A 24736-nucleotide genomic window follows, 5' to 3' on the forward strand; every position below is an offset into this window, starting at 1 on the left:
ATATTGGCGTTTTATCACCGGCCAGATCGAAGTTTATCTACCCATGACTAAGCATCAACGGCTGTGATAAATAGTCATCTTGTTACTAATATGTTGAAAAATGGTTGAGTTAACGCTGACTCTGCCCTGCTGGGCAGAGTCGTCGTTCAGGGGCATCCCCCCAAGGAATTTCCTGAGACTTATAACGCTAGGAACAGACCTGCTAGCGTAGCACTCATTAGGTTAGCTAGAGAGCCAGCTATCACCGCACGGATACCAAGCTTAGCTAGGTCGTGACGACGGGTAGGAGCCATTGCACCTAGACCACCTAGTAGAATCGCGATAGAAGACAGGTTCGCGAAACCACACAGAGCGAATGAAATGATTGCCTTAGTTCTGTCAGTCATTACAGCGTTAGTCGCTTCAACTAGCAGACCACCGTCAGCAACGTCTTTCAGGTATGGAGCAAAGTTCAGGTAAGCAACGAATTCGTTAACAACGATCTTTTGACCGATGAAAGAACCTGCGATAAGCGCTTCGTTCCAAGGCACACCGATTAGGAATGCAAGTGGCATGAAGATGTAACCAAGGATCAGCTCTAGGGTGATACCTTCAGCACCGAACAGACCAGTTACGCCACCGATAATACCGTTGATCATCGCAATCAGACCAACGAAGGCTAGCAGCATAGCACCAACGTTCAGAGCTAGGTGCATACCAGATGAAGCACCGGCAGCCGCAGCGTCAAGTACGTTAGCTGGCTTGTCTGGATCTTCTGGCAGCTCATCCATTTCGTTAACAGTTTTCTCTGTTTCAGGATGCATTAGCTTAGCCATCAATAGACCACCTGGTGCAGCCATGAATGATGCAGCAACTAGGTACTCGATAGGTACACCCATCTGCGCGTAACCAGCCAATACTGAACCAGCGATAGAGGCTAGACCGCCCACCATGATAGCGAACAGCTCAGATTGAGTCATAGTCGCGATGAATGGACGAACAACCAGTGGCGCTTCAGTTTGACCAACGAAGATGTTAGCAGTCGCTGACATAGACTCAGTACGGCTAGTACCCAGAGCTTTCTGCAGACCACCACCGATGATACGGATGATCCACTGCATGATGCCCAGGTAGTAAAGTACCGCGATCAGCGATGAGAAGAAGACGATAACAGGCAGTACGTTGATAGCGAAGATGAAGCCCACTTTGAAGTTAGCCAGATCGCCGAACAGGAAGCCGATACCGTTTTGTGCGTAACCGATAACGCTAGATACGCCATCTGAAACACTTTTTAGAATGTCTTTACCGATAGGTACGTACAGTACGAAACCTGCAAAGAATGCCTGAATCGCAAGTGCACCAAATACGGTACGCATGTTGATAGCTTTTTTGTTGTTAGAAAGCAAAAAACCTATCGCGAGTAGGACGACCACCCCTACTAAACTCATTAAAATATCCATTAACCATCACCCTATTGTTAATACTTTTTAATTATGTTGTTAACCAACCTTTTTCACTGTCAGATTATACCCGACCGAATGGTTAAAATCGTCGTTTTGATCAAGTTTTTGAAGTTTTATTTCAAGGTGTTACAAAAAAAACTTGGTGCGATTAACATCTGTTTTTTCAAAAATAAACTAGAGGTCAAAGAGTTGCAGTGTATTTAGGAACACTTGTTCTGATACCAGAACGTTAGATTTTTTTTGCAATTTAGCGATTTTCTCAATTAGCAAATGCAAAATTAAGCTGGATCCGCCGGTTTTATCGGCAAAGTCCGACTTTTTCACCTGGGAAACCAGGGCTAAATCAGTCTCGATCACCAGATGTTCTAACGGTAACTTGACAAGAGTTTCTTGCAATTTTTTCGCTTTTTCCTCCAGCAACAGATGCCCAATACCTAGGTAATACCCCGCATCCACATATCGCTGAGCCAGCTGCATCGAGCCATAAAAGCCATGTATCACACCTCCTCTTGTTAGTGGGTAACGTTTGAGTAACGCCAGCACCTCGTTATGGGCCTTGACGCTATGCAAAATCACCGGCAAATCGTATTGCTGGGCCAACTGCAGTTGCGCCTCGAAACAGGGAAGCTGAGCCACCCAGGAACCTTTATGCAAGGCATCTAACCCACACTCGCCGATGGCTACCAGCTTAGGATCACCGCCTCGCTCATCAAGCAGTTTAGACAAGTTTTCAATATCTTGCCGCCAATCTGCCGTGCAATACCAGGGATGCACCCCGAGACTGTAGTGAAATCCGTAGCGGCTAGCGACCGCCTGCAGCTTAGGCCATTGACTGACACTCACCCCTGGGATCACCGCACCTTTAAGGCCATTGGCCTTGAGTCTCTCGACAAGCAGCTCACGCGCAGCATCAAATTCGTCGAAATCCAGATGCACATGACTGTCGATCACCCTAAGGCTTTTATCGACAGGGTCACCGTCTCGAATATCAGCGACTGGCATCATCGACTTTGACCTTAAGATTTTGAGATACTTGAGATTCTTTAGATTCTTGAAGGGCTTGCAGAGGCTCTTGAACCTCTTGGGAGCTTGAGCTTAAATTTGAGTCCTTCAGCTCTGGTTTATCTAACTCGGGCTTACCTAGCTCTGGTTTACCTAGCTCTGGTTTATCTAAATAGGGATCGCTCAGCTTGGGCGCGCAGCAGCGTTGATTCTCGGGCGTGAGGCCCATACGGTCGCACCAGGCGATGTAGGCCCGCCACCATTTGACTATCATCTTAACTCCTCACTTCTATGGCTCACCTTTATACCAATCACGGTAAGTGAGTGATCAGAAATAGCCAAGGAAAAACGTTCGAGAACAAGGCAGAATTTTTCGATGAGTTGTTGTTCTACAATCAAAAATAATAACGCCGTTATCGGACGTTTTAACAAGCTAGAATGACCAGTTATTTACTACGATTGGTATTACTATACTGAAGGGCTCAAAAAATGTGCATAAAAAAAGCAGCCTAGGCTGCTTTTTCGTTTGATTAGTTTTCGCGGGTCTTGGCGAACTCTATGTCAGGATAACGCTCCATCGACAGATTCAGGTTCACCATGGTCGGCGCCACATAGGTAAGGTTATCGCCACCATCGAGTGCCAGGTTGTTGCTGCACTTACGCTTAAACTCTTCCAGCTTCTTGGCATCTTTACTGTAGACCCAGCGCGCCGTTGCCACGCTGATCGCCTCGTAGATAGCCTCGACCTTGTATTCGCTCTTGAGACGCTGCACAACCACTTCAAACTGCAGTACACCCACGGCGCCTACAATCAGGTCGTTAGAGTCGAGCGGACGGAACACCTGCACCGCACCTTCTTCTGACAGCTGTACCAGTCCCTTGAGCAGTTGTTTCTGCTTTAGTGGATCTTTCAGCCTGATACGACGGAACATCTCAGGTGCGAAGTTAGGCACACCGGTGAAACGTAGCTTCTCGCCTTGGGTGAAGGTATCGCCGATACGTATGGTGCCATGGTTATGCAGACCTATGATGTCACCAGGATAGGCCGCCTCGGCGCGGTTACGATCGCCTGCCATAAAGGTAAGCGCATCGCTGACGTTCACATCTTTACCGATACGCACGTGATGCATCTTCATACCTTGCTCATAGCGGCCTGAACAGACACGCATAAAGGCGACGCGGTCCCTATGCTTAGGATCCATGTTTGCCTGGATCTTAAACACGAAGCCACTGAACTTAGGCTCATCGGGCTCGACGTTACGCTGATCCGACTCGCGCGGCTGAGGACGCGGCGCCCACTCGACGATACCGTCGAGAATATGGTCGACACCGAAGTTACCCAGCGCGGTACCGAAGAATACCGGCGTCAGCTCACCCTTAAGGAAGGCCTCAAGATCAAACTCATGAGAGGCACCCAGCACCAGCTCCATCTCATCGCGCAGGTCTTGTGCGTAGCTGCCGATAGCCTCATCCAGCTCAGGATTATCCAAGCCCTTGATGACGCGAGAATCCTGGATGGTATGACCCATGCCGTTCTGATAGAGGATCACCTCATCACGCAGCAGGTGGTACACGCCTTTGAACTCTTTACCAGCACCGATAGGCCAGGTAATTGGCGCACAGGCGATGTTCAGTACATTCTCTACCTCGTCCATCAACTCGATAGGATCACGAATATCGCGGTCAAGTTTGTTCATGAAGGTCACGATCGGCGTATCACGCAGACGAGTGACTTCCATCAACTTGATGGTGCGTTGCTCAACACCCTTTGCCGAGTCGATCACCATAAGGCAAGAATCAACCGCCGTCAGCGTACGATAGGTATCTTCCGAGAAGTCTTCGTGACCTGGAGTATCCAGCAGGTTCACCAAGGCCTCGCGGTAAGGGAATTGCATCACAGAGGTGGTAATCGAGATACCACGATCCTTTTCCATCTCCATCCAGTCAGACTTGGCATGCTGTCCCGACTTCTTACCCTTTACCGTGCCCGCCTTCTGCAACGCCTGTCCGAACAACAAGACCTTCTCGGTGATGGTGGTTTTACCCGCATCCGGGTGCGAGATGATGGCGAAAGTACGACGCTTGTCGACTTCAACTGTATAGCCTGACATGATTACCTGCGAATTTGATGGAGTGTTAAAAGCGGGCAATTATAGCGCCAAGCTGCACCTATGGCTAGTTTAGCGCGGCGGAACTGAGGCGGGCATCTAACCTAAGTAAAAAGGCCCGCCGAGAATGGCGAGCCTTATAGAGTGATAGGTTGCTGAGTTGCTGAATCGTTCGGCTTGGCGAACCTAAACCAGGCACTAGGGCTGAGCAATCAGCTCGTTTATCTTCGCCAGCTCGACCCTTGCATACCTGTGCTCCACAAAATCATAGATGTTGGTCGCCAAGGCCAGGCGGAAGTAGTTCGCGGCGTCACTGTAATTGCCCTGCTTCTCGGCGATCTTGGCGATATAAAAGTAGGCTTCGCACAGGCGCTCGGCATACTCGTTGGGGTGGCTCAGCCCCTGCTTGGCCACCTCAAACACCTGCTCGCGGCTCTCCTTACCCAGATAGAAGTCTACCAGCGTGGTCGACCATTGAGAGTCATCCAGTTTTGCTCTGTTGGCGGCGAGATGCTGCATCGCCTGCTCGCCATCGAGTTTCGATTCGGTGATATAGAGCCAAAGCGCACGGTAGCCATCTTGCTCATTGGCCTGATAGAAAGACTGCATGTCGGCCACGGCCAGCTCATCGCGCTGCCCATAATAGAGGGCGATTCCGCGATTAAGGTAGGCATAGTCATAATCGGGTGACAGCTCTAGCACGGCGTCGAAGGCCTCGTAGGCGCTCTCAAACTCCCCTTCCTGGGTGTAGTAGATGCCGATAAAGTTATAGGCATCGGCAAGATTAGGTTGCAGCTTCAACGACTGATGAAAATCGATGCGACTCAGAATGCGCAGCCCGACGCTGTCGTAGATCACTCCGCGGTCATAATGAAAACGTGCACGCTGCTCTGGGGTCAACTCGGCCGAGGCCAAGATATCGTTTAATCTGGCGAGGGTCACCTCGAGCTTATAGTCAGGCATAACCGGGGCAACCATCAGCTTGCCCTGCTCCGCCGTCGCCGCCGGTTGAGTCGATACACATCCTGTCAGTAACAAACTTAGGCTGGTCATCACCGCTAACGAGACCGAGCGTAATTTATGAGTCATCCATTTAACCTTTTCAGCGCTGCAATAGCCTCAATCATAGCAATACCAAATAGTGACGGCTATCTTCTATGAGAAAAAACCAATAAAAAAGGAGACCTAATGGTCTCCTTTCAAATTTCACTCGCTTTCGCTATCGATTATTCGCTTGCCGCTTCTTCTTTCGGCTGAGCTTCTTTCATCGACAGACGTACGCGGCCTTGGCGATCGACTTCCATCACCTTAACCTTCACTTCCTGACCCACTTCCAAGTAGTCAGAAACGTTGGCAACACGCTCCTCGGCGATTTGCGAGATGTGTACCAGACCGTCTTTACCCGGCAGGATAGTCACGAAGGCACCGAAGTCAACGATACGAACAACCTTACCGTTGTAGACAGTGCCCACTTCAACTTCGGCAGTGATCTCCTGGATACGACGGATAGCTTCTTTGGTCGCATCGCCGTTGGCAGAGGCAATCTTAACCGTACCGTCATCTTCCAGCTCGATAGTAGTGCCAGTCTCTTCGGTCAGCGCACGGATAGTCGCACCGCCTTTACCGATCACGTCACGGATCTTCTCAGGGTTGATCTTCAGTGTGGTGATACGCGGCGCGTGATCTGAGATCTCGGCGCGGTGGCCAGAGATAGCCTGGTCCATCACATTCAGGATGTGTACACGAGCACCGTAGGCTTGTTGCAGAGCGATCTGCATGATCTCTTTGGTGATACCTTCGATCTTGATATCCATCTGCAGCGCGGTAACACCGTCACGGGTACCAGCCACTTTGAAGTCCATGTCACCCAAGTGGTCTTCGTCGCCCAGAATGTCAGAAAGTACAACGAAATCGTCGCCTTCTTTAACCAGACCCATAGCGATACCAGCAACTGAAGTCTTGATTGGCACACCGGCATCCATCAGAGCCAGTGAAGTACCACACACAGACGCCATTGAGCTTGAACCGTTAGATTCGGTGATCTCAGATACTACGCGGATGCTGTATGGGAACTCTTCAGCGGTAGGCATTACCGCGTGGATACCACGCCATGCCAGCTTACCGTGACCGATTTCACGACGCTTAGGCGAGCCAACCATACCGGTTTCACCCACTGAGTATGGAGGGAAGTTGTAGTGCAGCATGAAGCGGCTGGTTTGCTCGCCCATGATGCTGTCGATCTTCTGTGCGTCACGCTCAGTACCTAAGGTACAAGTCACCAGCGCCTGAGTCTCACCACGGGTGAACAGAGCACTACCGTGAGTACGTGGCAGTACGCCCGCCATCACGCTCAGGGCACGAACCATGTCTGGCTCACGACCGTCGATACGTGGGTTACCCGCGATGATGCGGCTACGAACCACTTTCTTCTCTAGGCTACCAAGTAGGCCGTCAATTTCGCGTGCATCGGCATCTGGGTTTTCAGCCAGTAATGCTTCTTTAGCCGCCGTTTTAACGACATCAACCTGAGCATAACGATCTTGCTTAACCACAATCTGGTACGCTTCGGTTAGACCTGCTTCGGCCAAATCTTTAACCTTAGCAACCAGCTCTTCGTTTTGTACTGGAGCAGTCCAGTCCCACATTGGCTTATTAACTTCGGCCTTTAGCTCTTTGATCGCCTGGATAACAACTTGCTGTTGCTCATGACCGTAAACCACGGCGCCAAGCATCACTTCTTCTGGCAGCGCATCGGCTTCAGACTCAACCATAAGTACTGCATTTTCAGTACCGGCAACAGAAAGTTCCAGTTGGCTGTTTTCTAGCTGTGAAACCGTTGGGTTGAGGATGTACTCGCCATCGACATAACCCACGCGAGCAGAACCCAGTGGACCGTTGAATGGAATGCCTGAGATAGACAGTGCCGCAGAAGTACCGATCATAGAGATCACTTCTGGGCTGATTTCTGGATCAACAGAAACAACAGTGATGATCACCTGAACTTCGTTCTTAAAACCATTAGGGAATAGAGGACGAATAGGACGGTCAATCAGACGTGCAGTGAGGGTCTCGCCTTCAGATGGACGACCTTCACGCTTGAAGAATCCACCAGGGATTTTACCCGCAGCGTAAGTTTTTTCCTGGTAATTAACGGTTAACGGGAAAAAGTCACGACCTGGCTCTTCAGCTTTCTTGCCAACAACAGTAACCAATACTGTTGTATCGCCCATACTTGCCAAAACAGCTGCGTCTGCTTGACGTGCAATAACCCCAGTCTCTAGCGTGACTGTGTGCTGACCATATTCAAAACTCTTTACGATTGGATTCACGTGAACCTTTCCTTAATTTAATAACCTTAATTTCGCGGCTAAGTATACTGCAAGTCTAATCAATAGATAAAGAGCACATGTAGATGACAAAGCTGAATCTTTTCTCTAAAGTGGTTAGATAAAGATAAATTTCTGTCTATCGCTGCTTTTTCTGAAAATAGAATGTGATTGGTCACTAGGAACAAGGGGTGGCAAATGAGCGCTCGGTTTAAATCCTTAACATGGAAACAGACGACACTGGTCGTGTTTTCAGCGTTATTTTTTGCCGTTGCCATCTTTATCGTCGAAGTCGCCTTAGTCGGCGTCTCGGCCCGTCAACAACTCATGGTCGCCCAGGAAGAGCTGCTCGATTCCATCGAACAACCCGCCGCCAACGCCGTCTGGGCACTGGATGACAATCTGGCGACTCAGACCCTCGAAGGGGTACTCAAGGTCGAGCATGTGGGCGAGGCGGTGATCGAGCTCGACGATGGCAGCATGTTTGTCTCCATGAACAACCCCTTCACCGACAATCCGCTGGTGCGCAAGCTCAGTGAAAAGCTGTTTGGCGACCTGAAACAGATAAGCCGCACCCTCTACCGCCCCTCTTTCTTCGAAGGCACGGAGAAGCAGCAGATCATCGGCACCCTGACCATCTTCTATAACACCCAGGAGCTGACCGACTCCCTCTTCTCTCAGTTACGCTTTAGCTTCCTGGCCACCCTGGCCCGGGCGCTCTTGGTCACCATGGCACTGTCCATCATCTTCCACCGCTTCCTCACCAAGCCGATCGCGCAGATCAGTGAGGCGATTGATAAGATTGACCCTGAGCTGCCAGACGAAAACCTGCTGCCCACATCAACCGCCCACCAAGATGACGAACTGGGCCTGGTGACATCAAAATTTAATCAAATCTTAATTCAGTTTGGCCAGACCCAGAGCAAGCTTCGCCGCATGGCAACCCGGGATCCTCTCACCGGACTGCCTAACCGCACCCTGCTGCTGGAGACCATAGCGGTATCGATTCAGCGCGCCAGGGTGCATAAGCATCAATTTACCATGCTGTTTATCGACCTCGACCGTTTCAAGAACGTCAACGACTCTCTGGGCCATGCCCTTGGTGATCAGTTCCTGGCCCGTATCGCCAGGGTGCTGGAGCGGGTAGTCGGCGATCGCGGCACAGTGGCGCGTCTCGGCGGCGATGAGTTTGTCATCCTGGCCGAAGATGCCAGAACGCCGGATCAGGCCGCCGACTTTGTCGACAAGCTACTGATGCAGCTCAACGTGCCACTGCAGCTGAACGAGCACACCATACATCCCGCCGCGTCGGTGGGGATCTCCATCTACCCCGACGATGGCCTGAGCGCCGAAGATCTGATTCGCCACGCCGATATCGCCATGTACAGCGCCAAGGCGGCCGGCTCTAATCAGTGGGCCTTCTTCAAGCAGCAGATGACAGAACGGGCCGCGGTGCGTCTGAGAACCGAGGCCTCCCTGCACGACGCCCTGAAGAACAACGAATTCCTGCTGCATTTTCAGCCCAAGTTTAATATCAAGACCGGCAAGGTGATCGCCTGTGAGGCGCTGATTCGCTGGAAGAAAGATGGCAGGCTCATCAGCCCCATGTCTTTCATCCCTGTGGCCGAAGAGACGGGCATCATCATCCCGCTGGGACGCTGGGTGATCGAAGAGGCCTGCCGCACCCTGAAACATTGGCGTAAGCGCTACAACTACGCCATCCCCATCGCGGTCAACGTCGCCTCGCAGCAGTTTGCCGATGCCAGCCTGGTGCCGGACATTAAGCAGCTGGCGCTGAGATACCAGATAGACCCGAGTCTTTTAGAGGTGGAGATCACCGAGACCTCACTGATGAATGATATCGAGCTCGCCATCCATAAACTGGAGCAGCTCAAGGGGGCTGGATTTGGTATCGCCGTCGATGACTTCGGTACCGGCTACTCCTCGCTCTCCTACCTGCGTCATCTGCCGATCACCACCATGAAGATCGATCGCTGCTTCGTGACGGATCTGCCTAACGAGAGCGCCATCGCCTCGACTATCTTGATGCTCGGCAAGCAGCTCAACCTACATATCGTGGCCGAAGGGATTGAGAATGAGCAGCAGCTCAACTGGCTAAAGCAGATGGATTGTGAGATAGGCCAGGGCTTCTACTACAGTCAGCCGCTGGATATCAGCGAATTCGAGAACCGCTATATAGTCCCCAACACCGCCAGCATCAGCCAGATTTAATCGCCGCTTCAATGTCACCAAAGCGATTAGCCAGTGCGATTAGCTAAAGCCATCACCGAAAATCAGGCATAAAAAAAGGAGGCTTAGCCTCCTTTTTTCACTACAGCACTAATCGATAGATTAGCGACGTAGACCTAACTTCTTGATAAGCTCTTGATAGCGCTCGTTTTCAGTGCGCTTCAGGTAAGCTAGAAGCTTACGACGAGAGTTAACCATGCGAAGCAAACCACGACGTGAGTGATGATCATGGATGTGCTCTTTGAAGTGACCTTGTAGGTGGTTGATCTGTGCAGTTAGCAGAGCAACCTGAACTTCAGTAGAACCAGTGTCATTTTCACCACGACCGAAATCAGCCAGGATTTGTGCTTTTACTTCTTTACTTAGTGACATTTCTTTCTCCAAAAATAGATAGAAACTTCAGCCGATCACTAACTCAGCCAAAGAGAGCGCGCTATAGTACCGATTTTAGCGCCATTAAGCAAGCCTCAAGCCTGCTCGTCGTGCAATACCACCAGGCGCTTAGGCGCCAGCAAGCCATCGTCGTTCATCTGGCCGATACCGACAAACTGTTTCGCTTCACCTAGGGTGATACGCACCAACTCATCGACGGGCAAATTAGCCACCTGAACCGGATTACCGTTCATCAGATAGTGGGCCAGCTCATCGGAGACGTTGATCTCTTTGAGGCCGCTCACCGCGGTATCCATGGGCAGCAACAAAGGATCCAGCAGCTCCTTAGGCGGACGCTCCTCTTCCTGCGCCTTGGCAAGCAAGGCCTCAAGCTGCTCCAGTGTCACCATCTTATCGTAAGGATAACCGGCAACGCCTGTGCGGCGCAGCATGATGACATGAGCACCACAGCCCAGCATCTCACCGAGATCATCGGTAATGGTGCGGATATAGGTCCCCTTGGAGCAGTGGATGTCCAGGGTCAGCTCGTCACCCTCAAGCTTAATAAAGTTGAGTTCGAAGACCTTGATAGGACGCGCCTCGCGCGGCACCTCTTTGCCTTCTCTGGCGTACTTGTACAGGGGCTGGCCCTGATACTTGAGCGCCGAGTACATAGAGGGGACCTGCATGGTCTCACCACGAAAATGCTCCAGCGCCTCTTCGAGCTGCTGCTCGGTGAAGTTAATCGGGCGCGTCTGCACCACCTCACCGTCTGAGTCGCTGGTGTCTGTGCGCACACCTAGCTTGGCGGTCACCAGGTAACGTTTATCGGCATCGAGCAGATGCTGCGAAAACTTGGTGGCCTCCCCCAGGCAGATCGGTAGCATGCCGGTCGCTAGAGGGTCCAGCGCGCCGGTATGTCCCGCCTTGGCGGCGTTGTAGATTCGCTTTACTCTCTGTAAGGCGAAGTTGGAGCTCATTCCCGTGTCTTTGTCCAGCAGCACTATGCCGTCGACCAAGCGACCTCTAGGTTTACGCGCCATTATTTATCGTCCTGCTCGGTGTCGTCCAACTCTTCGTCGTCACGACCGTGTTCAGCCGCCTTAGCCTTATCTTTGGTGATCACCTGACTCACCAGGTTAGACATGCGCATCCCCTCGATCAGCGACGCATCGTAGATGAAGCGGATTTCGGGCATGACCCTAAGCTTCATACGACCCGCCACCAGAGAGCGAACATAACCCGCGGCCGCTTCCAGCGCCGCCAGCTTTTCTTCTACAACCGCCTTGTCTTCCTCGAAGAAGGTGACATAGACCTTGGCGTAGTTCAGATCGCGAGATACATCGACGTCGTTAACCGTCACCATACCGATACGCGGATCTTTGATGTCCCGTTGCAGCACCTGAGCCAGCTCCTGTTGCAGCTGCTGAGCGATGCGACGAGTACGACTAAATTCTCTTGCCATAATATTTTGCCATCTCAAAAACAGGTGACCGGCTCGGTAAAGCTGCAACCGCTGTTATTTGGGTCGCCTCTTGACGCTGGGTCATGCCTGAACAAAAAGGGCGGCTTACGCCGCCCCTTGGTATTATAAGGTTCGAGCGATTTCGACCGTTTCGAAGACCTCAATCTGATCGCCAACTTTGACGTCATTATAGTTCTTCACGCCGATACCACACTCCATACCGTTACGAACTTCGTTAACGTCATCCTTGAAGCGACGCAGTGATTCTAGCTCACCTTCGAAGATCACCACGTTGTCACGTAGTACACGGATTGGCGCGCTACGCTTGATGGTACCTTCGGTAACCATACAACCTGCGATAGCACCAATCTTAGGCGACTTGAACACGTCACGCACTTCGGCAAGACCGATGATCTCTTGCTTGAACTCAGGTGCCAACATGCCGCCCATCGCCGCCTTAACTTCATCGATCAGATGATAGATAACGCTGTAGTAACGTAGGTCAACGCTCTCGCTTTCAATCGTCTTACGGGCCTGTGCATCGGCACGAACGTTGAAACCAACCATGATAGCGTTTGACGCAGCCGCCAGGGTCGCATCTGTCTCGGTCAATCCACCTACACCGCTGGCGATGATGTTAACCTTCACCTCGTCGGTAGACAGCTTGTTGAGCGAGTCAGAAATCGCTTCCAGCGAGCCTTGTACGTCGGCCTTAAGGACGATGTTCAGCTCTTGGACTTCGCCTTCGGTCATGTTAGCAAACATGTTCTCAAGCTTAGACTTCTGCTGACGGGCCAGTTTGACGTCACGGAACTTACCTTGACGGTAAAGAGCCACTTCACGCGCCTTACGCTCGTCACGAACAACGGTAGCTTCGTCACCGGCAGATGGCACACCAGAAAGACCTAAGATCTCAACAGGAATCGATGGACCGGCTTCGGTGATCGACTTACCGTTCTCATCCTTCATCGCTCGGACTTTACCGTACTCCAGGCCACAAAGAACGATATCGCCCTGCTTCAGGGTACCTTCTTGTACCAGGATAGTCGCTACAGGGCCGCGGCCCTTGTCTAGCTTAGACTCAACCACAACGCCAGCTGCCATGCCTTCGCGTACCGCTTTCAGTTCAAGTACTTCGGCTTCAAGCAAGATGCCTTCCAGCAGCTCGTCGATACCTTCACCAGATTTCGCAGACACGTGAACAAACATGTTGTTTCCGCCCCAATCTTCTGACATCACGCCATGTTGAGACAGTTCAGACTTAACGCGATCAGGATCCGCTTCTGGCTTATCAATCTTGTTCACCGCAACGATAAGCGGTACACCGCCCGCCTTAGCGTGCTGAATCGCTTCGATGGTCTGTGGCATCACGCCGTCATCGGCGGCTACTACTAGCACCACGATGTCGGTCGCCTTGGCACCACGTGCACGCATCGCGGTAAACGCGGCGTGACCTGGGGTATCCAGGAAGGTGATCATGCCATTGTCGGTTTCAACGTGGTATGCACCGATATGCTGGGTAATACCACCCGCCTCACCAGAAGCTACCTTAGCGCGACGAATATAGTCGAGTAGCGATGTCTTACCATGGTCAACGTGACCCATGATGGTCACAACCGGCGCACGTGGCTCAACCTTAACGTTACCATCACGGTCGGCGAGTACTTGATGCTCAAGCTCGTTTTCACGAGTCAGAACCACCTTGTGGCCCATCTCCTCGGCAACCAGCTGCGCAGTTTCCTGATCCAGTACCTGGTTGATGGTAACCATAGAGCCCATCTTCATCATCTGCTTGATGATCTCGGTCGCCTTAACCGCCATCTTCTGTGCCAGCTCGGCAACCGTTACGGTTTCGCCGATGGTCACGTCACGGGTAACGGCCGCTGCAGGCTTGTTAAAGCCATGGTCCATCGCCTCAGGCGCGTTGCGCTGATTGCGGTTGTTCCGACCACCGCGAACTTCTTTACCGCCACGCTTCTTGCCGATAGGCTCTTTCTTGCCACCGGCAGGCTTACGTGCACGGCGACCACGTCGCTCGGCGTCTCTGTCCGCCGAATCTTCGGCGGCGCGCGCTTCACTCGATGTGGTCACATGGTGATCGGCACTGTTTTCAGATTCTTTACGCTGACGCTCTTCTTCCGCCCAACGCTTCTCGTTCTCTTCGGCAAGACGACGTGCTTCTTCGGCAGCAGCCTTAGCTTCTTCGTCAGCCTTAGCCTTAGCGGCAGCTTCTTTAGCCGCTAGCAGGCGAGCTTCTTCCACCTTGGCGGCTTTCTCTTCTGCTGTTTCTTCAGCAGCAGGCTTACCTTCGGCAGCCTTCTTCGCCTTAGCTTCTGCCTCGGCCTTAGCCTTAGCTTTTGCCGCGGCTTCCGCCTCAGCCTTGGCTTTGGCTTCCGCGTCTGCCTTGGCCTTAGCTTCTGCTTCCGCAGCAGCCTTGGCTTCGGCTTCAGCCTTGGCCTTAGCTTCTGCCTCGGCTTCAGCCGCTACATCACGCTTGACGAAGGTACGCTTCTTACGCACTTCTACCTTGATATCTTTCGACTGGCCGCCGCTACCCGACACGCTCAGTGTCGAGATAGACTTGCGCTGCAGAGTCATCTTGGTTGGCGCGGAATCGCCACCGTGTTGCTTCTTCAAAAACTCAAGCAACTTCTGCTTTTCATCTTCTGAAACTGTGTCGGTCTTACTCTTCTTAATACCGGCCTCAGAAAACTGCTCAACTAAGCGATCAGCACTCTTCCCTACTTCTTCGGCCAGTTTTGCTACTGTGGTATCTGCCATCTGTAAACTCCCCTCTGTTGATCGACTTAAGCTTCTTCGCCAAACCAACAGATGTTGCGGGCCGCCATAATGAGCTCACCAGCCTTTTCTTCTGTTAATTCTTCAATCTCGATCAAATCATCAATGCCTTGTTCGGCTAAATCTTCAAGCGTAATCACGCCTTTACTTGCCAACACATACGCCAAGTGACGCTCTAAACCTTCTAGGGCAAGTAAATCTTCGCTTGGCTCAGCACCGTCAAGTGCTTCCTCGGATGCCAAAGCCCGTGTAGAGATCGCAGCCTTGGCGCGTTCTCTGAGTGCCTCAACGATCTCCTCGTCGAAGCCGTCGATTTCCAGCAACTCTGACTCAGGTACGTAGGCAACTTCTTCAAGTGAGGTGAAACCTTCATCTGCCAGTACTTGAGCAAAATCTTCATCGACATCCAGTGCGGAGACGAACAGGTTAACGATCTTGGCGCTTTCCGCCTGATGCTTAGCCTGCATATCTTCCACTGTCATCACGTTTAGTTCCCAGCCCGATAACTGAGTCGCCAAACGTACGTTTTGACCGTTACGGCCAATAGCTTGCGCCAATGAGTCGGCTTCAACGGCGATATCCATAGAATGGTTATCTTCGTCGACTATGATAGAAGCCACATCGGCCGGCGCCATCGCATTGATCACAAATTGCGCTGGGTTATCATCCCAAAGCACGATATCAACGCGCTCGCCGCCTAACTCATTAGACACGGCCTGAACACGCGCTCCGCGCATGCCCACACAAGCACCGATAGGATCGATGCGACGGTCATTAGACTTGACCGCAATCTTAGCGCGAGAACCTGGGTCACGAGCGGCACCCATGATCTCAATCATCTCGTCGGCAATTTCCGGTACTTCTACGCGGAACAGCTCGATCAGCATGTCTGGCTTGGTACGGGTCAGGAACAGCTGTGCACCACGCGCCTCTGGACGTACGGCATAAAGCAACGCACGAACGCGGTCGCCAGGACGGAAGCTCTCACGTGAGATAAGATCTTCTTTGAACAGCACGGCGTCGGCGTTGTTACCCAGATCCACAACGACGCTCTCGCGGTTGCTCTTCTTCACCACACCCGTGATCAGCTCGCCTTCTTTTTCCAGGAACTGGTCGACGATCTGAGCGCGCTCGGCTTCACGTACCTTCTGTACGATTACCTGCTTAGCGGTTTGAGTGGTGATACGGTCGAAGACGACTGACTCGATCTCATCTTCGATATACTCGCCCACTTGAATCTCTGGGTTTTCGTAACGGGCCGCTTCCAGGGTGATCTCGCGGAAAGGATTTTCCAGCGCCTGACCTTCGTCCTCAACCACCATCCAACGACGGAAAGTTTCGTACTCGCCTGTCTTACGATCGATAGCGACACGAACTTCGATATCGCCTTCATATTTTTTCTTGGTAGCCGTCGCTAACGCAATCTCCAACGCTTCAAAAATCTTTTCGCGTGGCACGGCCTTCTCATTTGAAACCGCCTCAGCGACTAGCAGAATCTCTTTGTTCATTCTCTTGCCTCGTTCAGCTCGAATCCATCAAAACTTAGCGATTAAGTTGCCCTTGCGGATATTATCCAAGGCAATAATCAGTTCGTTGCCATCTACGGTAAGGGTCAGCATCTGCCCCTCAACGCCCGCGACGGTCCCTTTTAAATTACGACTACCAGCGACAGGCATAGTCAGTTGTACCTTTACGGTTTCACCTAGGTATCGCGCATACTGCTCTGCAGTAAATAATGGTCTATCGACACCCGGTGAGGAAACTTCTAGTGTATATTCGGTCGAAATCGGGTCCTCGACATCAAGCACGGCACTGATCTGGCGACTGACATCGGCACAATCATCGATAAAGATGCCGTTTTCATTATCTATATATACACGCAGCACTGAATGCTTGCCTGCCTGTACATATTCCAATCCCCACAGACTATGGCCCAATGCTTCAACTGGTGCGATAAGCATCTGTTCCAGCTTACTTTCTAAAGTTGCCAAGGTTACCCCCCGAAAAACAAAAAAGGGCATAAAGCCCCAGTACGACATCATCAAATGACGATATTTCAAAAGTCCAGATAACAAAAAACCCCGTAATCACGAGGTCATATCATTCAGAACCTGTAACAGAAATGAAGCGCTGCTTCATCACTGGGAAGCTGGTTGCGGGGGCCGGATTTGAACCGACGACCTTCGGGTTATGAGCCCGACGAGCTACCAAACTGCTCCACCCCGCGTCAACTGCTGCAATTATATTGATTGTGAACAATATTTGCAATGATAAAGGCAGAAACCTCTGCCACTTTATCGATTCAGACCAAGCTAGGCTCAATCCAAATTTGGTGCGGATGGAGGGACTTGAACCCTCACGAGCTAGGCTCACCACCCCCTCAAGATGGCGTGTCTACCAATTCCACCACATCCGCATGTGATCGTTACTTCGACTGGTTAAGAATTTTTATGAGTTTGAGGAGACTCATCTTTTCCAGTCGCGCTACCTAAATAAAACCAGGGTCTAATCTAAGTCGCGCTATGCTCTTTCGAGCGATTAGTCAGGGATCTTATCTTCTGACTTTTGTGCGTCTTTTGCTGCATCGGTAACTTGCTCAGTTACGGCTGCCGCATCGGCACCTAAATCTTTCCAAGATTCTTCTGTTTTAGCGTGGTTTGCGCTCAAGTTGCCGATCGTCAGACTCAGGGCAAAGAAGGCAATTGCCAGTATCGCTGTGGAACGAGTTAAAAAGTTACCCGAACCAGAAGAACCGAACAGAGTGGCTGATGCACCGGCGCCGAAAGAGGCCCCCATGTCAGCTCCCTTACCTTGCTGGATGAGGATCAAGCCAATCAGGCCCAACGCAACCAACAAGTAAATAACCATTAGAACTTCGTACATATTATGCGCTCATCGCTATCGAACATAAACTTAAAAACTCGGTAGAGTTTAAGCTAGCACCGCCTATCAGTCCACCATCTACATCAGGTTGAGCAAATAGATCTGCTGCATTACTCGGCGTTACGCTACCACCGTACAAAATCCTGATATTCTCTCCGATATACGGAGACACTTCAGAGAGACGCTTGCGAATAAACGCGTGTACTTCCTGCGCCTGCTCTGGCGTAGCGCTCTTACCTGTCCCTACAGCCCAAAGCGGCTCATAGGCGATAATCGCATTATCAAAAGCCATGGTGCCATTCTTCTCGATGACCACATCCAGCTCTTCGGCAATCACCTCGAAGGTGCGTCTTGCTTCACGTGCTGGACCCGACTCACCTACACATAAGATAGGGGTCAAACCATGCTTCTGTGCGGCGGCAAATTTTTCCGCCACGATGTCGCTTGTTTCGCCGTACATTCTACGACGCTCGGAGTGACCGATAATCACATAGCGACATCCAGAATCTTTCAGCATCTGCCCAGATACTTCGCCCGTATAGGCACCGAAGTCATGCTGACTCAGGTTTTGGGCACCCATTCTAACTAAGCAGCCATTTAAGGCTTCTTTGTTAGCATCGAGTTGCTGACGAACACTTTCAAGAAAAATACTTGGTGGACACAAAACCACTTCCGCAGAATCATTTTGAAGCTTGGTAGCAAACTTGGTAAACAACTCTTGCGCTAGTTGCGCAGTACCGTTCATTTTCCAGTTACCAGCGACCATTGGGCGTCTTAGTGCCATCACTGTCTCCTTCTGAAAGCGGGCTGAATAATAGCGAACCACTTGTTAAGTTACAATACCTAAATCTCGAATTTTTGCGATAAAGTGTCGAAGCGATTACTTTTTATCCTCGCGCGGGATAAATAGCACAGGATTTAACCTGGCGAGGCTAAATCCTGTACAAGGGCCTTAAACTAGCGCCTTGATGGCCTCGGCAATATAGTTTGCGTGGGCTTTTACATCGCTGGCGACATCGCCTTCGACCATGACACGGATCAGCGGCTCTGTGCCCGACTTACGCAGTAGCACGCGGCCACGTTCGCCAAGTTTGGCTTCCACTTCCGCCTGAGCGCTCAACACGCTGTCGGCCTCTAACGGATTGTGAGTACCTTCGAATCTGACATTCACCAATACCTGGGGAAGCATCTTGATCCCTTCGGTCAGCTCCTCAAGAGTCGCCTGCTTACGACACATGGCCGCCAGCACCAGAATACCGGCAACGATACCATCACCCGTGGTGCCATGATCCAAGTTCAGGATATGGCCTGAGTTCTCGCCGCCAATGCGCCAATCTTTCTCTTTGAGCAGCTCCATCACATAGCGGTCGCCCACCTTAGAGCGGGCAAAGGGAATATTACGGGCCTTGAGTGCCAAGTCCAGCCCCAGGTTAGACATCAGGGTACCGACCACACCGCCCTTTAGCACGCCGCGGTCCTGAGCATCACAAGCCAGGATATAGAGGATCTCATCGCCGTCGATCACCTTACCATGACGATTCACCATCATGATGCGATCACCGTCGCCGTCCAGTGCGATACCCAGGTCTGCCTTCTCGGCGATCACTGTCTCGCGGATCTTACCCATAGAGGTAGCGCCCACCTCATGGTTGATGTTGATGCCATCTGGCTTGTCACCTATGGTGATCACCTCGGCGCCAAGCTCGCGAAATACACTCGGCGCTATGTGATAGGTTGCCCCGTGGGCACAGTCGACCACTATCTTTAGACCGTTGAGGGTATGCTCGGCAGGGAAATTCCCCTTACAGTATTCGATATAACGACCGGCGGCGTCTTCGATACGGGACACCTTACCCAGCAGATGCGACTCGACACACTCCAGCGGCTTTTCAAGCTCACGCTCGATCTCCAACTCGACCTCGTCATCGAGCTTGCTACCATCGGTAGAGAAGAACTTGATGCCGTTATCATAGTAGGGATTGTGAGATGCACTGATTACCACACCGGCTTCCGCCCTGAAGGTACGGGTCAGATAGGCCACGGCCGGTGTCGGCATAGGCCCCATCAACATCACATTCAAACCAGCGGCCGACAGGCCGGCTTCCATCGCAGACTCGAACAGATAGCCTGAAATACGCGTGTCCTTACCTATGATCACCTTCTTAGTGCCGGCGCGGGACAACACGCGCCCCGCCGCCCAGCCAAGTTTGAGCGCCAATTCCGGGGTCATCTTACCCGCGCCCACCTTGCCTCTGATACCATCGGTTCCGAAGAATTTTCTCACTTGTTATTACCTCTGCCCCATCCCAGGGTCTTTCCTATTTAATCCAATTGGCGTCGCCGCTCTTAGCGCCGCGCATCAATCTATAATGCCTGATAATTGGCGTAAGCCTGCATGACCTTGATCATATCCATAGTCGGTTTTACGTCATGGACACGAATAATATGTGCGCCTTGCTGAATACTCAAGAGCGCTGCGCTCAGGCTGCCCACCAGACGCTCGCTTGGCGGCACGTTAAGCAGGTTGCCTATCATGCTCTTGCGAGACAGGCCGATAAGCAGCGGCAGACCGAAAGCCTTAAGCTCAGCCTGACGGTTTAACAATTCATAGTTATGTGACAGCGTCTTGCCAAAGCCAAAACCTGGGTCCAGCAGCAGATTGTCTCTGGCGATTCCCGCCCGCAGACAGGCCTCGATACGTTCCTCAAAGAAGGCGCTGATATCTCCTATGATATCTTGGTATATGGGCGCATCTTGCATGGTTCTCGGCTGCCCCTGCATATGCATCAAACAGACGGGCACATTCAGCTTGGCGGCCACGGCTAGGGCACCAGGCTCCTGCAGGGCGCGCACATCGTTGATAAGATGGGCGCCGGCGGCAACCGCCGCACTCATCACCTCTGGCTTGCTGGTATCGACCGAGATCCACACATCATGATTGGCACTGACATATTCCACCAGAGGGATCACCCTGTCCAGCTCATGTTGCACGCTGACCTCGGCCGCACCGGGGCGAGTCGACTCACCACCGATATCTATTATGCTAGCGCCTTCATTGACTAGGGTGTCGGCATGGCGACAGGCCGGCTCAAGATTGGCGAAGCGACCACCGTCTGAGAAGGAATCCGGCGTCACGTTAAGTATTCCCATCACTCTGGGCTGGGAAAGGTCCAGGCGTTTGTCACCACAGACAAGTTGAAACCCTTGCTGCAAGATAGGCTCCTCGATCACACTGATGACGTAAACAAGAAAACCCCGTTAAGGGGTTTCCTGAGATAATGCAGTTAATCTATCGCAAAGATAATTACTTGATAACAGGTGATTCATCACCTTCTTTTGGCTCGCTCGCTGGCTCCGCGGCAGGCGCTTCGCTCGGCTCTGGCGATGTAACCGCCTCACCACGACCGCCATTACCTTTGCCGTTTGAACCATTCTCGTCCATGTTCCAATCGGCCGGTGCACGCACCTCACGACGGGCCATCAGATCGTCAATCTGAGTCGCATCTATGGTCTCATACTTCATCAGTGCATCTTTCATGGCATGAAGGATATCCATGTTATCGGTCAGGAACTGATGCGCGCGTCCATAGTTATTATCGATCAGCTGCTTCACTTCGAGATCGATAATCGACGCCGTCTCATCCGACATATGCTGCGCCTTAGCCATGCTACGGCCGAGGAACACTTCGCCCTCATCTTCGGCGTACAATACCGGACCTAGCTTGTCCGAGAAGCCCCATTGGGTCACCATGTTGCGCGCAATCGTAGTCGCATACTTGATGTCTTGAGAAGCACCGGTAGAGACACGCTCGCTACCGTAGATCAACTCCTCGGCGATACGTCCACCATAGGCCACAGAGATCTGACTCTCGAGCTTACGACGGCTCTGGCTGATGGCATCGGCCTCAGGCAGGAAGAAGGTCACACCCAGGGCGCGGCCACGAGGAATGATAGTCACCTTGTGCACAGGGTCGTGCTCGGGTACCAGACAGCCAACGATAGCGTGACCCGCTTCGTGATAGGCGGTCATCTCTTTCTCTTCTTCAGACATTACCATGGTGCGGCGCTCGGCGCCCATCATGATCTTGTCTTTGGCGCTCTCGAACTCTTCCATGCCCACCACGCGGCGATTACCACGGGCAGCAAACAGCGCCGCTTCGTTTACCAGGTTAGCCAGATCGGCACCAGAGAAGCCTGGTGTACCGCGGGCAATCACGCTCGCCTTAACGTCATCGGCCAGCGGCACCTTACGCATATGCACCTTAAGGATCTGCTCACGACCACGTACGTCTGGCAAGCCAACCACCACTTGACGGTCGAAACGACCCGGACGCAGCAAGGCGGCATCCAATACGTCGGGACGGTTAGTCGCCGCGATAACGATAATACCTTCGTTACCCTCAAAGCCATCCATCTCAACCAGCATCTGGTTTAGGGTCTGCTCACGTTCGTCGTGACCACCACCGACACCCGCGCCACGCTGGCGACCTACGGCATCGATCTCATCGATGAAGATGATACAAGGCGCAGACTTCTTCGCCTGCTCAAACATGTCGCGAACACGTGAGGCACCGACACCGACAAACATCTCAACGAAGTCAGAACCGGAAATTGTGAAGAAAGGCACCTTGGCCTCGCCGGCAATCGCCTTGGCAAGTAGGGTCTTACCCGTACCTGGAGGACCTACGAGGAGCACACCGGTAGGAATACGGCCACCCAGTTTCTGGAACTTAGTCGGCTCTTTGAGGTAATCGACCAGCTCTTTGACATCTTCCTTGGCCTCGTCGCAACCTGCGACGTCACCGAAGGTGGTCTTGATCTGATCTTCACTCATCAGCTTGGCTTTACTCTTACCGAAAGACATGGCGCCTTTACCTCCACCGCCCTGCATCTGGCGCATGAAGAAGATCCATACCCCGATGAGTAACAGCATAGGGAACCAAGAGATGAAGATCTGTGTGAGGAAACCTGACTCTTCGGCTTCCTGACCTTTCATGGTCACACCCTTACGGTCAAGATCGTTGATCAGATCCTGATCATACATAGGCATGATAGTGGTAAATTTTTCCCCGGTTCTTTTGGTACCCTCGATGGTACGCTGGTCACTCTTCACCTCGACGGTGTTGATCTGGCCGGAGCGAACATCATCCAAGAAAGTTGAATAATCCATCTTCATGGAGTTCGATGAAGAGGGGGAGTAGCCCTGAAACACTGACATCAGCACGACGGCGATGACAACCCAGAGAATTAAATTTTTTGCCATATCACTCAAAATTACTAGACCTCATACAGTCTTGCGGTTACTGACGTTAGGTTACTACAACTTGTAACCCGTCGCCACAAGATAGACTTCACGCGAACGCGGTCGCGACGAGTCTGGCTTACGTGTTTTAACGGTGGTAAATGCCTCTCTCACCGCCTTCATATACTCATCAAAGCCCTCCCCCTGAAAGACTTTGACAGCAAAACTACCATTTGGTGCCAACACCTGATGACACATATCCAGCGCCAGCTCCACCAAATACATGGCGCGCGGCTGATCCACACCGCCCGTACCACTCATATTAGGTGCCATATCCGACAACACAACATCGACTTTAGCATCGCCGACCCGTTCGAGTAAGGCGTTAAGCACCTTCTCTTCACGAAAATCGCCTTGTAGAAAATCGACGCCGACGATGGGGTCCATAGGCAAGATATCGCAGGCGATAACCTTACCCGTCTCTCCCGCCAACTTGACGGCGATCTGCGACCAGCCCCCAGGGGCAGCCCCGAGATCCACCACAGTCATGCCGGGGCGGATCAGCTTATCCTTTTGTTGTATCTCTTCTATTTTAAACGCAGCGCGCGAACGCAATCCCCGTTTCTGCGACAACTTAACATAATGATCATCGAAATGTTCCTGCATCCAACGGGTGGAACTGGCTGTTCGTTTTTTACCTGACATTTAAAATCCGCAACAAATATGAGTTACACAAAGGCTATATGAGGGTAGAATAGCGGTTTTTCAACAGTAACTCAGCATAAAGTTGGTAGAAATGAACTTAACAACCAAACAAAAACAGCATCTAAAAGGCTTAGCGCATAACCTCAAGCCTGTTGTGCAGCTTGGTGCCAATGGCCTGACTGAAGGTGTACTGGCTGAAATTGATAATGCACTCTCTCATCATGAATTAATCAAAGTGAAAGTTGCCTCTGGAGACAGAGAGCTAAAAAATGCAGTCGTTGACGCCATTGTACGCGAAACTCAAGCTGAAAAGGTTCAGCTTATCGGTCACGTATTGGTCCTATTCCGTCAATCTCCAGAGATGAAGATTGCCGTACCAAGAGCGAAGTAACTCTTGGACTCATGCCCACAAAAAAGCCGCTATCGATAGCGGCTTTTTTGTGGGCATGAATCGAGCATAAATCAGTTTAGATATACTCTACCGCAGTGATCTCATAATCTGTCATGCCACCCGGGGTCTGAATAGAGACTTCATCCCCTTCCGATTTACCCACCAGGCCGCGAGCGATTGGCGAGGTCACAGAAATAAGGTTCGCCTTAATATCGGCTTCATCTTCACCCACGATACGGTAGGTAAATTCCTCGTCGCTATCCAGGTTCAGGATGGTTACCGTGGTGCCGAAAATAACACGACCCGTGTTTTCCATCTTGGTCACGTCGATGATCTGTGCATGAGACAGCTTGCCTTCGATATCGCGCACGCGGGCCTCACACAGCCCCTGCTCTTCGCGGGCGGCGTGGTATTCGGCGTTCTCTTTCAGATCGCCCAGTTCACGCGCAATCCCAATGGCCTCGGCAATTTTTGGACGCTTCTCAAACTTCAAAAAATCTAACTCTTCACGCAGTTGATTTGCACCAACAACTGTCATTGGAACCTTATTCATAGGAACACTCGTCTCCTCAAAACAAAAGCAGCCTAGTCAGCCTGACCACTAGGGCCACTGACCAGGAATAAAGAACGCTTGGAATCCATCTATTCTATACCCTGATGCATAGAGAAGCTATCGGATCCCCAAGAGATTGTTAGCGCGCCATTAGAACTGTGTGTTCCATGGCGCGCCCAAGGCAAGCAAGATGGCGCC

Annotated in this window: 21 protein-coding genes and 2 tRNA genes; 2 read left to right on the forward strand and 21 right to left on the reverse strand. The window is 51.7% G+C overall.

The features are described 5' to 3' along the window. Positions 1-179 precede the first annotated feature (179 nt). From K0I31_RS14670 to pnp, 6 genes are all read right to left on the reverse strand, one after another. The gene (locus K0I31_RS14670; protein ID WP_011866614.1) at positions 180-1439 is read right to left on the reverse strand and encodes a NupC/NupG family nucleoside CNT transporter; all 1260 of its coding nucleotides are present in this window, start codon (positions 1437-1439) and stop codon (positions 180-182) included. A gap of 177 nt (positions 1440-1616) precedes the next feature. Next, positions 1617-2447, reverse strand: coding sequence for a TatD family hydrolase (locus K0I31_RS14675; protein ID WP_258406512.1), 831 nt, complete (start codon positions 2445-2447; stop codon positions 1617-1619). Next, a complete protein-coding gene (locus tag K0I31_RS14680) occupies positions 2431-2718 on the reverse strand; it encodes a DUF5363 family protein (RefSeq protein WP_220080914.1) in 288 nt (95 codons plus the stop codon). The genes K0I31_RS14675 and K0I31_RS14680 overlap by 17 nt, the downstream gene beginning before the upstream one ends. Before the next feature lie 256 nt (positions 2719-2974). Further along, a complete protein-coding gene (gene prfC / locus K0I31_RS14685) occupies positions 2975-4555 on the reverse strand; it encodes a peptide chain release factor 3 (RefSeq protein ID WP_220060172.1) in 1581 nt (526 codons plus the stop codon). 195 nt (positions 4556-4750) lie between these two features. After that, positions 4751-5641, reverse strand: coding sequence for a lipoprotein NlpI (gene nlpI / locus K0I31_RS14690; RefSeq protein ID WP_011866618.1), 891 nt, complete (start codon positions 5639-5641; stop codon positions 4751-4753). Positions 5642-5778: 137 nt separating this feature from the next. Next, entirely contained in the window at positions 5779-7881 is a 2103-nt protein-coding gene (gene pnp / locus K0I31_RS14695) for a polyribonucleotide nucleotidyltransferase (RefSeq protein ID WP_011866619.1), read from the reverse strand. 195 nt (positions 7882-8076) lie between these two features. On the opposite strand from pnp, the gene K0I31_RS14700 reads away from it, so the two are divergent. Continuing rightward, positions 8077-10110, forward strand: a complete 2034-nt coding sequence (locus K0I31_RS14700; protein ID WP_220078865.1) for a putative bifunctional diguanylate cyclase/phosphodiesterase — start codon at positions 8077-8079, stop codon at positions 10108-10110. Positions 10111-10230: 120 nt separating this feature from the next. Here the strand turns inward: K0I31_RS14700 and rpsO are convergent, their stop codons facing one another. The 14 genes from rpsO to rlmE form a co-directional block, all read right to left on the reverse strand. Further along, positions 10231-10500: a 30S ribosomal protein S15 gene (gene rpsO / locus K0I31_RS14705; RefSeq protein ID WP_011866621.1), complete on the reverse strand. Its 270-nt coding sequence runs from the start codon at positions 10498-10500 to the stop codon at positions 10231-10233. 95 nt (positions 10501-10595) lie between these two features. Then, the gene (gene truB / locus K0I31_RS14710; RefSeq protein ID WP_144203810.1) at positions 10596-11543 is read right to left on the reverse strand and encodes a tRNA pseudouridine(55) synthase TruB; all 948 of its coding nucleotides are present in this window, start codon (positions 11541-11543) and stop codon (positions 10596-10598) included. Then, positions 11543-11965, reverse strand: a complete 423-nt coding sequence (gene rbfA / locus K0I31_RS14715; protein ID WP_220043076.1) for a 30S ribosome-binding factor RbfA — start codon at positions 11963-11965, stop codon at positions 11543-11545. The genes truB and rbfA overlap by 1 nt, the downstream gene beginning before the upstream one ends. Positions 11966-12088: 123 nt before the next feature. Continuing rightward, entirely contained in the window at positions 12089-14746 is a 2658-nt protein-coding gene (gene infB / locus K0I31_RS14720; RefSeq protein ID WP_220043077.1) for a translation initiation factor IF-2, read from the reverse strand. Between the two features lie 26 nt (positions 14747-14772). Further along, positions 14773-16272: a transcription termination factor NusA gene (gene nusA / locus K0I31_RS14725; protein ID WP_011866625.1), complete on the reverse strand. Its 1500-nt coding sequence runs from the start codon at positions 16270-16272 to the stop codon at positions 14773-14775. Positions 16273-16299: 27 nt separating this feature from the next. Continuing rightward, positions 16300-16755, reverse strand: a complete 456-nt coding sequence (rimP, locus tag K0I31_RS14730) for a ribosome maturation factor RimP (RefSeq protein WP_041407366.1) — start codon at positions 16753-16755, stop codon at positions 16300-16302. 159 nt (positions 16756-16914) lie between these two features. Continuing rightward, a tRNA-Met gene (locus K0I31_RS14735) sits at positions 16915-16991 on the reverse strand. 103 nt (positions 16992-17094) lie between these two features. Then, positions 17095-17180, reverse strand: a tRNA-Leu gene (locus K0I31_RS14740). A gap of 122 nt (positions 17181-17302) precedes the next feature. Beyond that, positions 17303-17647 (reverse strand): preprotein translocase subunit SecG, encoded by a 345-nt coding sequence (secG, locus tag K0I31_RS14745; RefSeq protein ID WP_011866627.1) that lies wholly within the window; start codon positions 17645-17647, stop codon positions 17303-17305. Position 17648: 1 nt separating this feature from the next. Next, a complete protein-coding gene (gene tpiA, locus K0I31_RS14750; RefSeq protein ID WP_011866628.1) occupies positions 17649-18431 on the reverse strand; it encodes a triose-phosphate isomerase in 783 nt (260 codons plus the stop codon). Between the two features lie 168 nt (positions 18432-18599). Further along, on the reverse strand, positions 18600-19931 hold the full coding sequence (glmM, locus tag K0I31_RS14755) for a phosphoglucosamine mutase (protein WP_220078866.1): 1332 nt from the start codon (positions 19929-19931) through the stop codon (positions 18600-18602). A gap of 80 nt (positions 19932-20011) precedes the next feature. Then, complete coding sequence (folP, locus tag K0I31_RS14760; RefSeq protein ID WP_220080870.1) at positions 20012-20797, reverse strand: dihydropteroate synthase; 786 nt, start codon at positions 20795-20797, stop codon at positions 20012-20014. 154 nt (positions 20798-20951) lie between these two features. After that, a complete protein-coding gene (gene ftsH / locus K0I31_RS14765) occupies positions 20952-22919 on the reverse strand; it encodes an ATP-dependent zinc metalloprotease FtsH (RefSeq protein WP_220043079.1) in 1968 nt (655 codons plus the stop codon). Positions 22920-22964: 45 nt separating this feature from the next. Continuing rightward, on the reverse strand, positions 22965-23594 hold the full coding sequence (gene rlmE, locus K0I31_RS14770; protein WP_011866632.1) for a 23S rRNA (uridine(2552)-2'-O)-methyltransferase RlmE: 630 nt from the start codon (positions 23592-23594) through the stop codon (positions 22965-22967). A gap of 91 nt (positions 23595-23685) precedes the next feature. Here rlmE and yhbY point away from each other — a divergent pair, with 91 nt between their 5' ends. Further along, complete coding sequence (gene yhbY, locus K0I31_RS14775) at positions 23686-23985, forward strand: ribosome assembly RNA-binding protein YhbY (RefSeq protein WP_033537396.1); 300 nt, start codon at positions 23686-23688, stop codon at positions 23983-23985. A gap of 76 nt (positions 23986-24061) precedes the next feature. Here yhbY and greA read toward each other — a convergent pair whose 3' ends face one another. Next, positions 24062-24538: a transcription elongation factor GreA gene (gene greA / locus K0I31_RS14780; protein WP_011866634.1), complete on the reverse strand. Its 477-nt coding sequence runs from the start codon at positions 24536-24538 to the stop codon at positions 24062-24064. Between the last annotated feature and the right edge of the window lie 198 nt (positions 24539-24736).

Source organism: Shewanella spartinae (genome assembly GCF_019457555.1).
Taxonomy (GTDB): Bacteria; Pseudomonadota; Gammaproteobacteria; order Enterobacterales; family Shewanellaceae; genus Shewanella; species Shewanella loihica.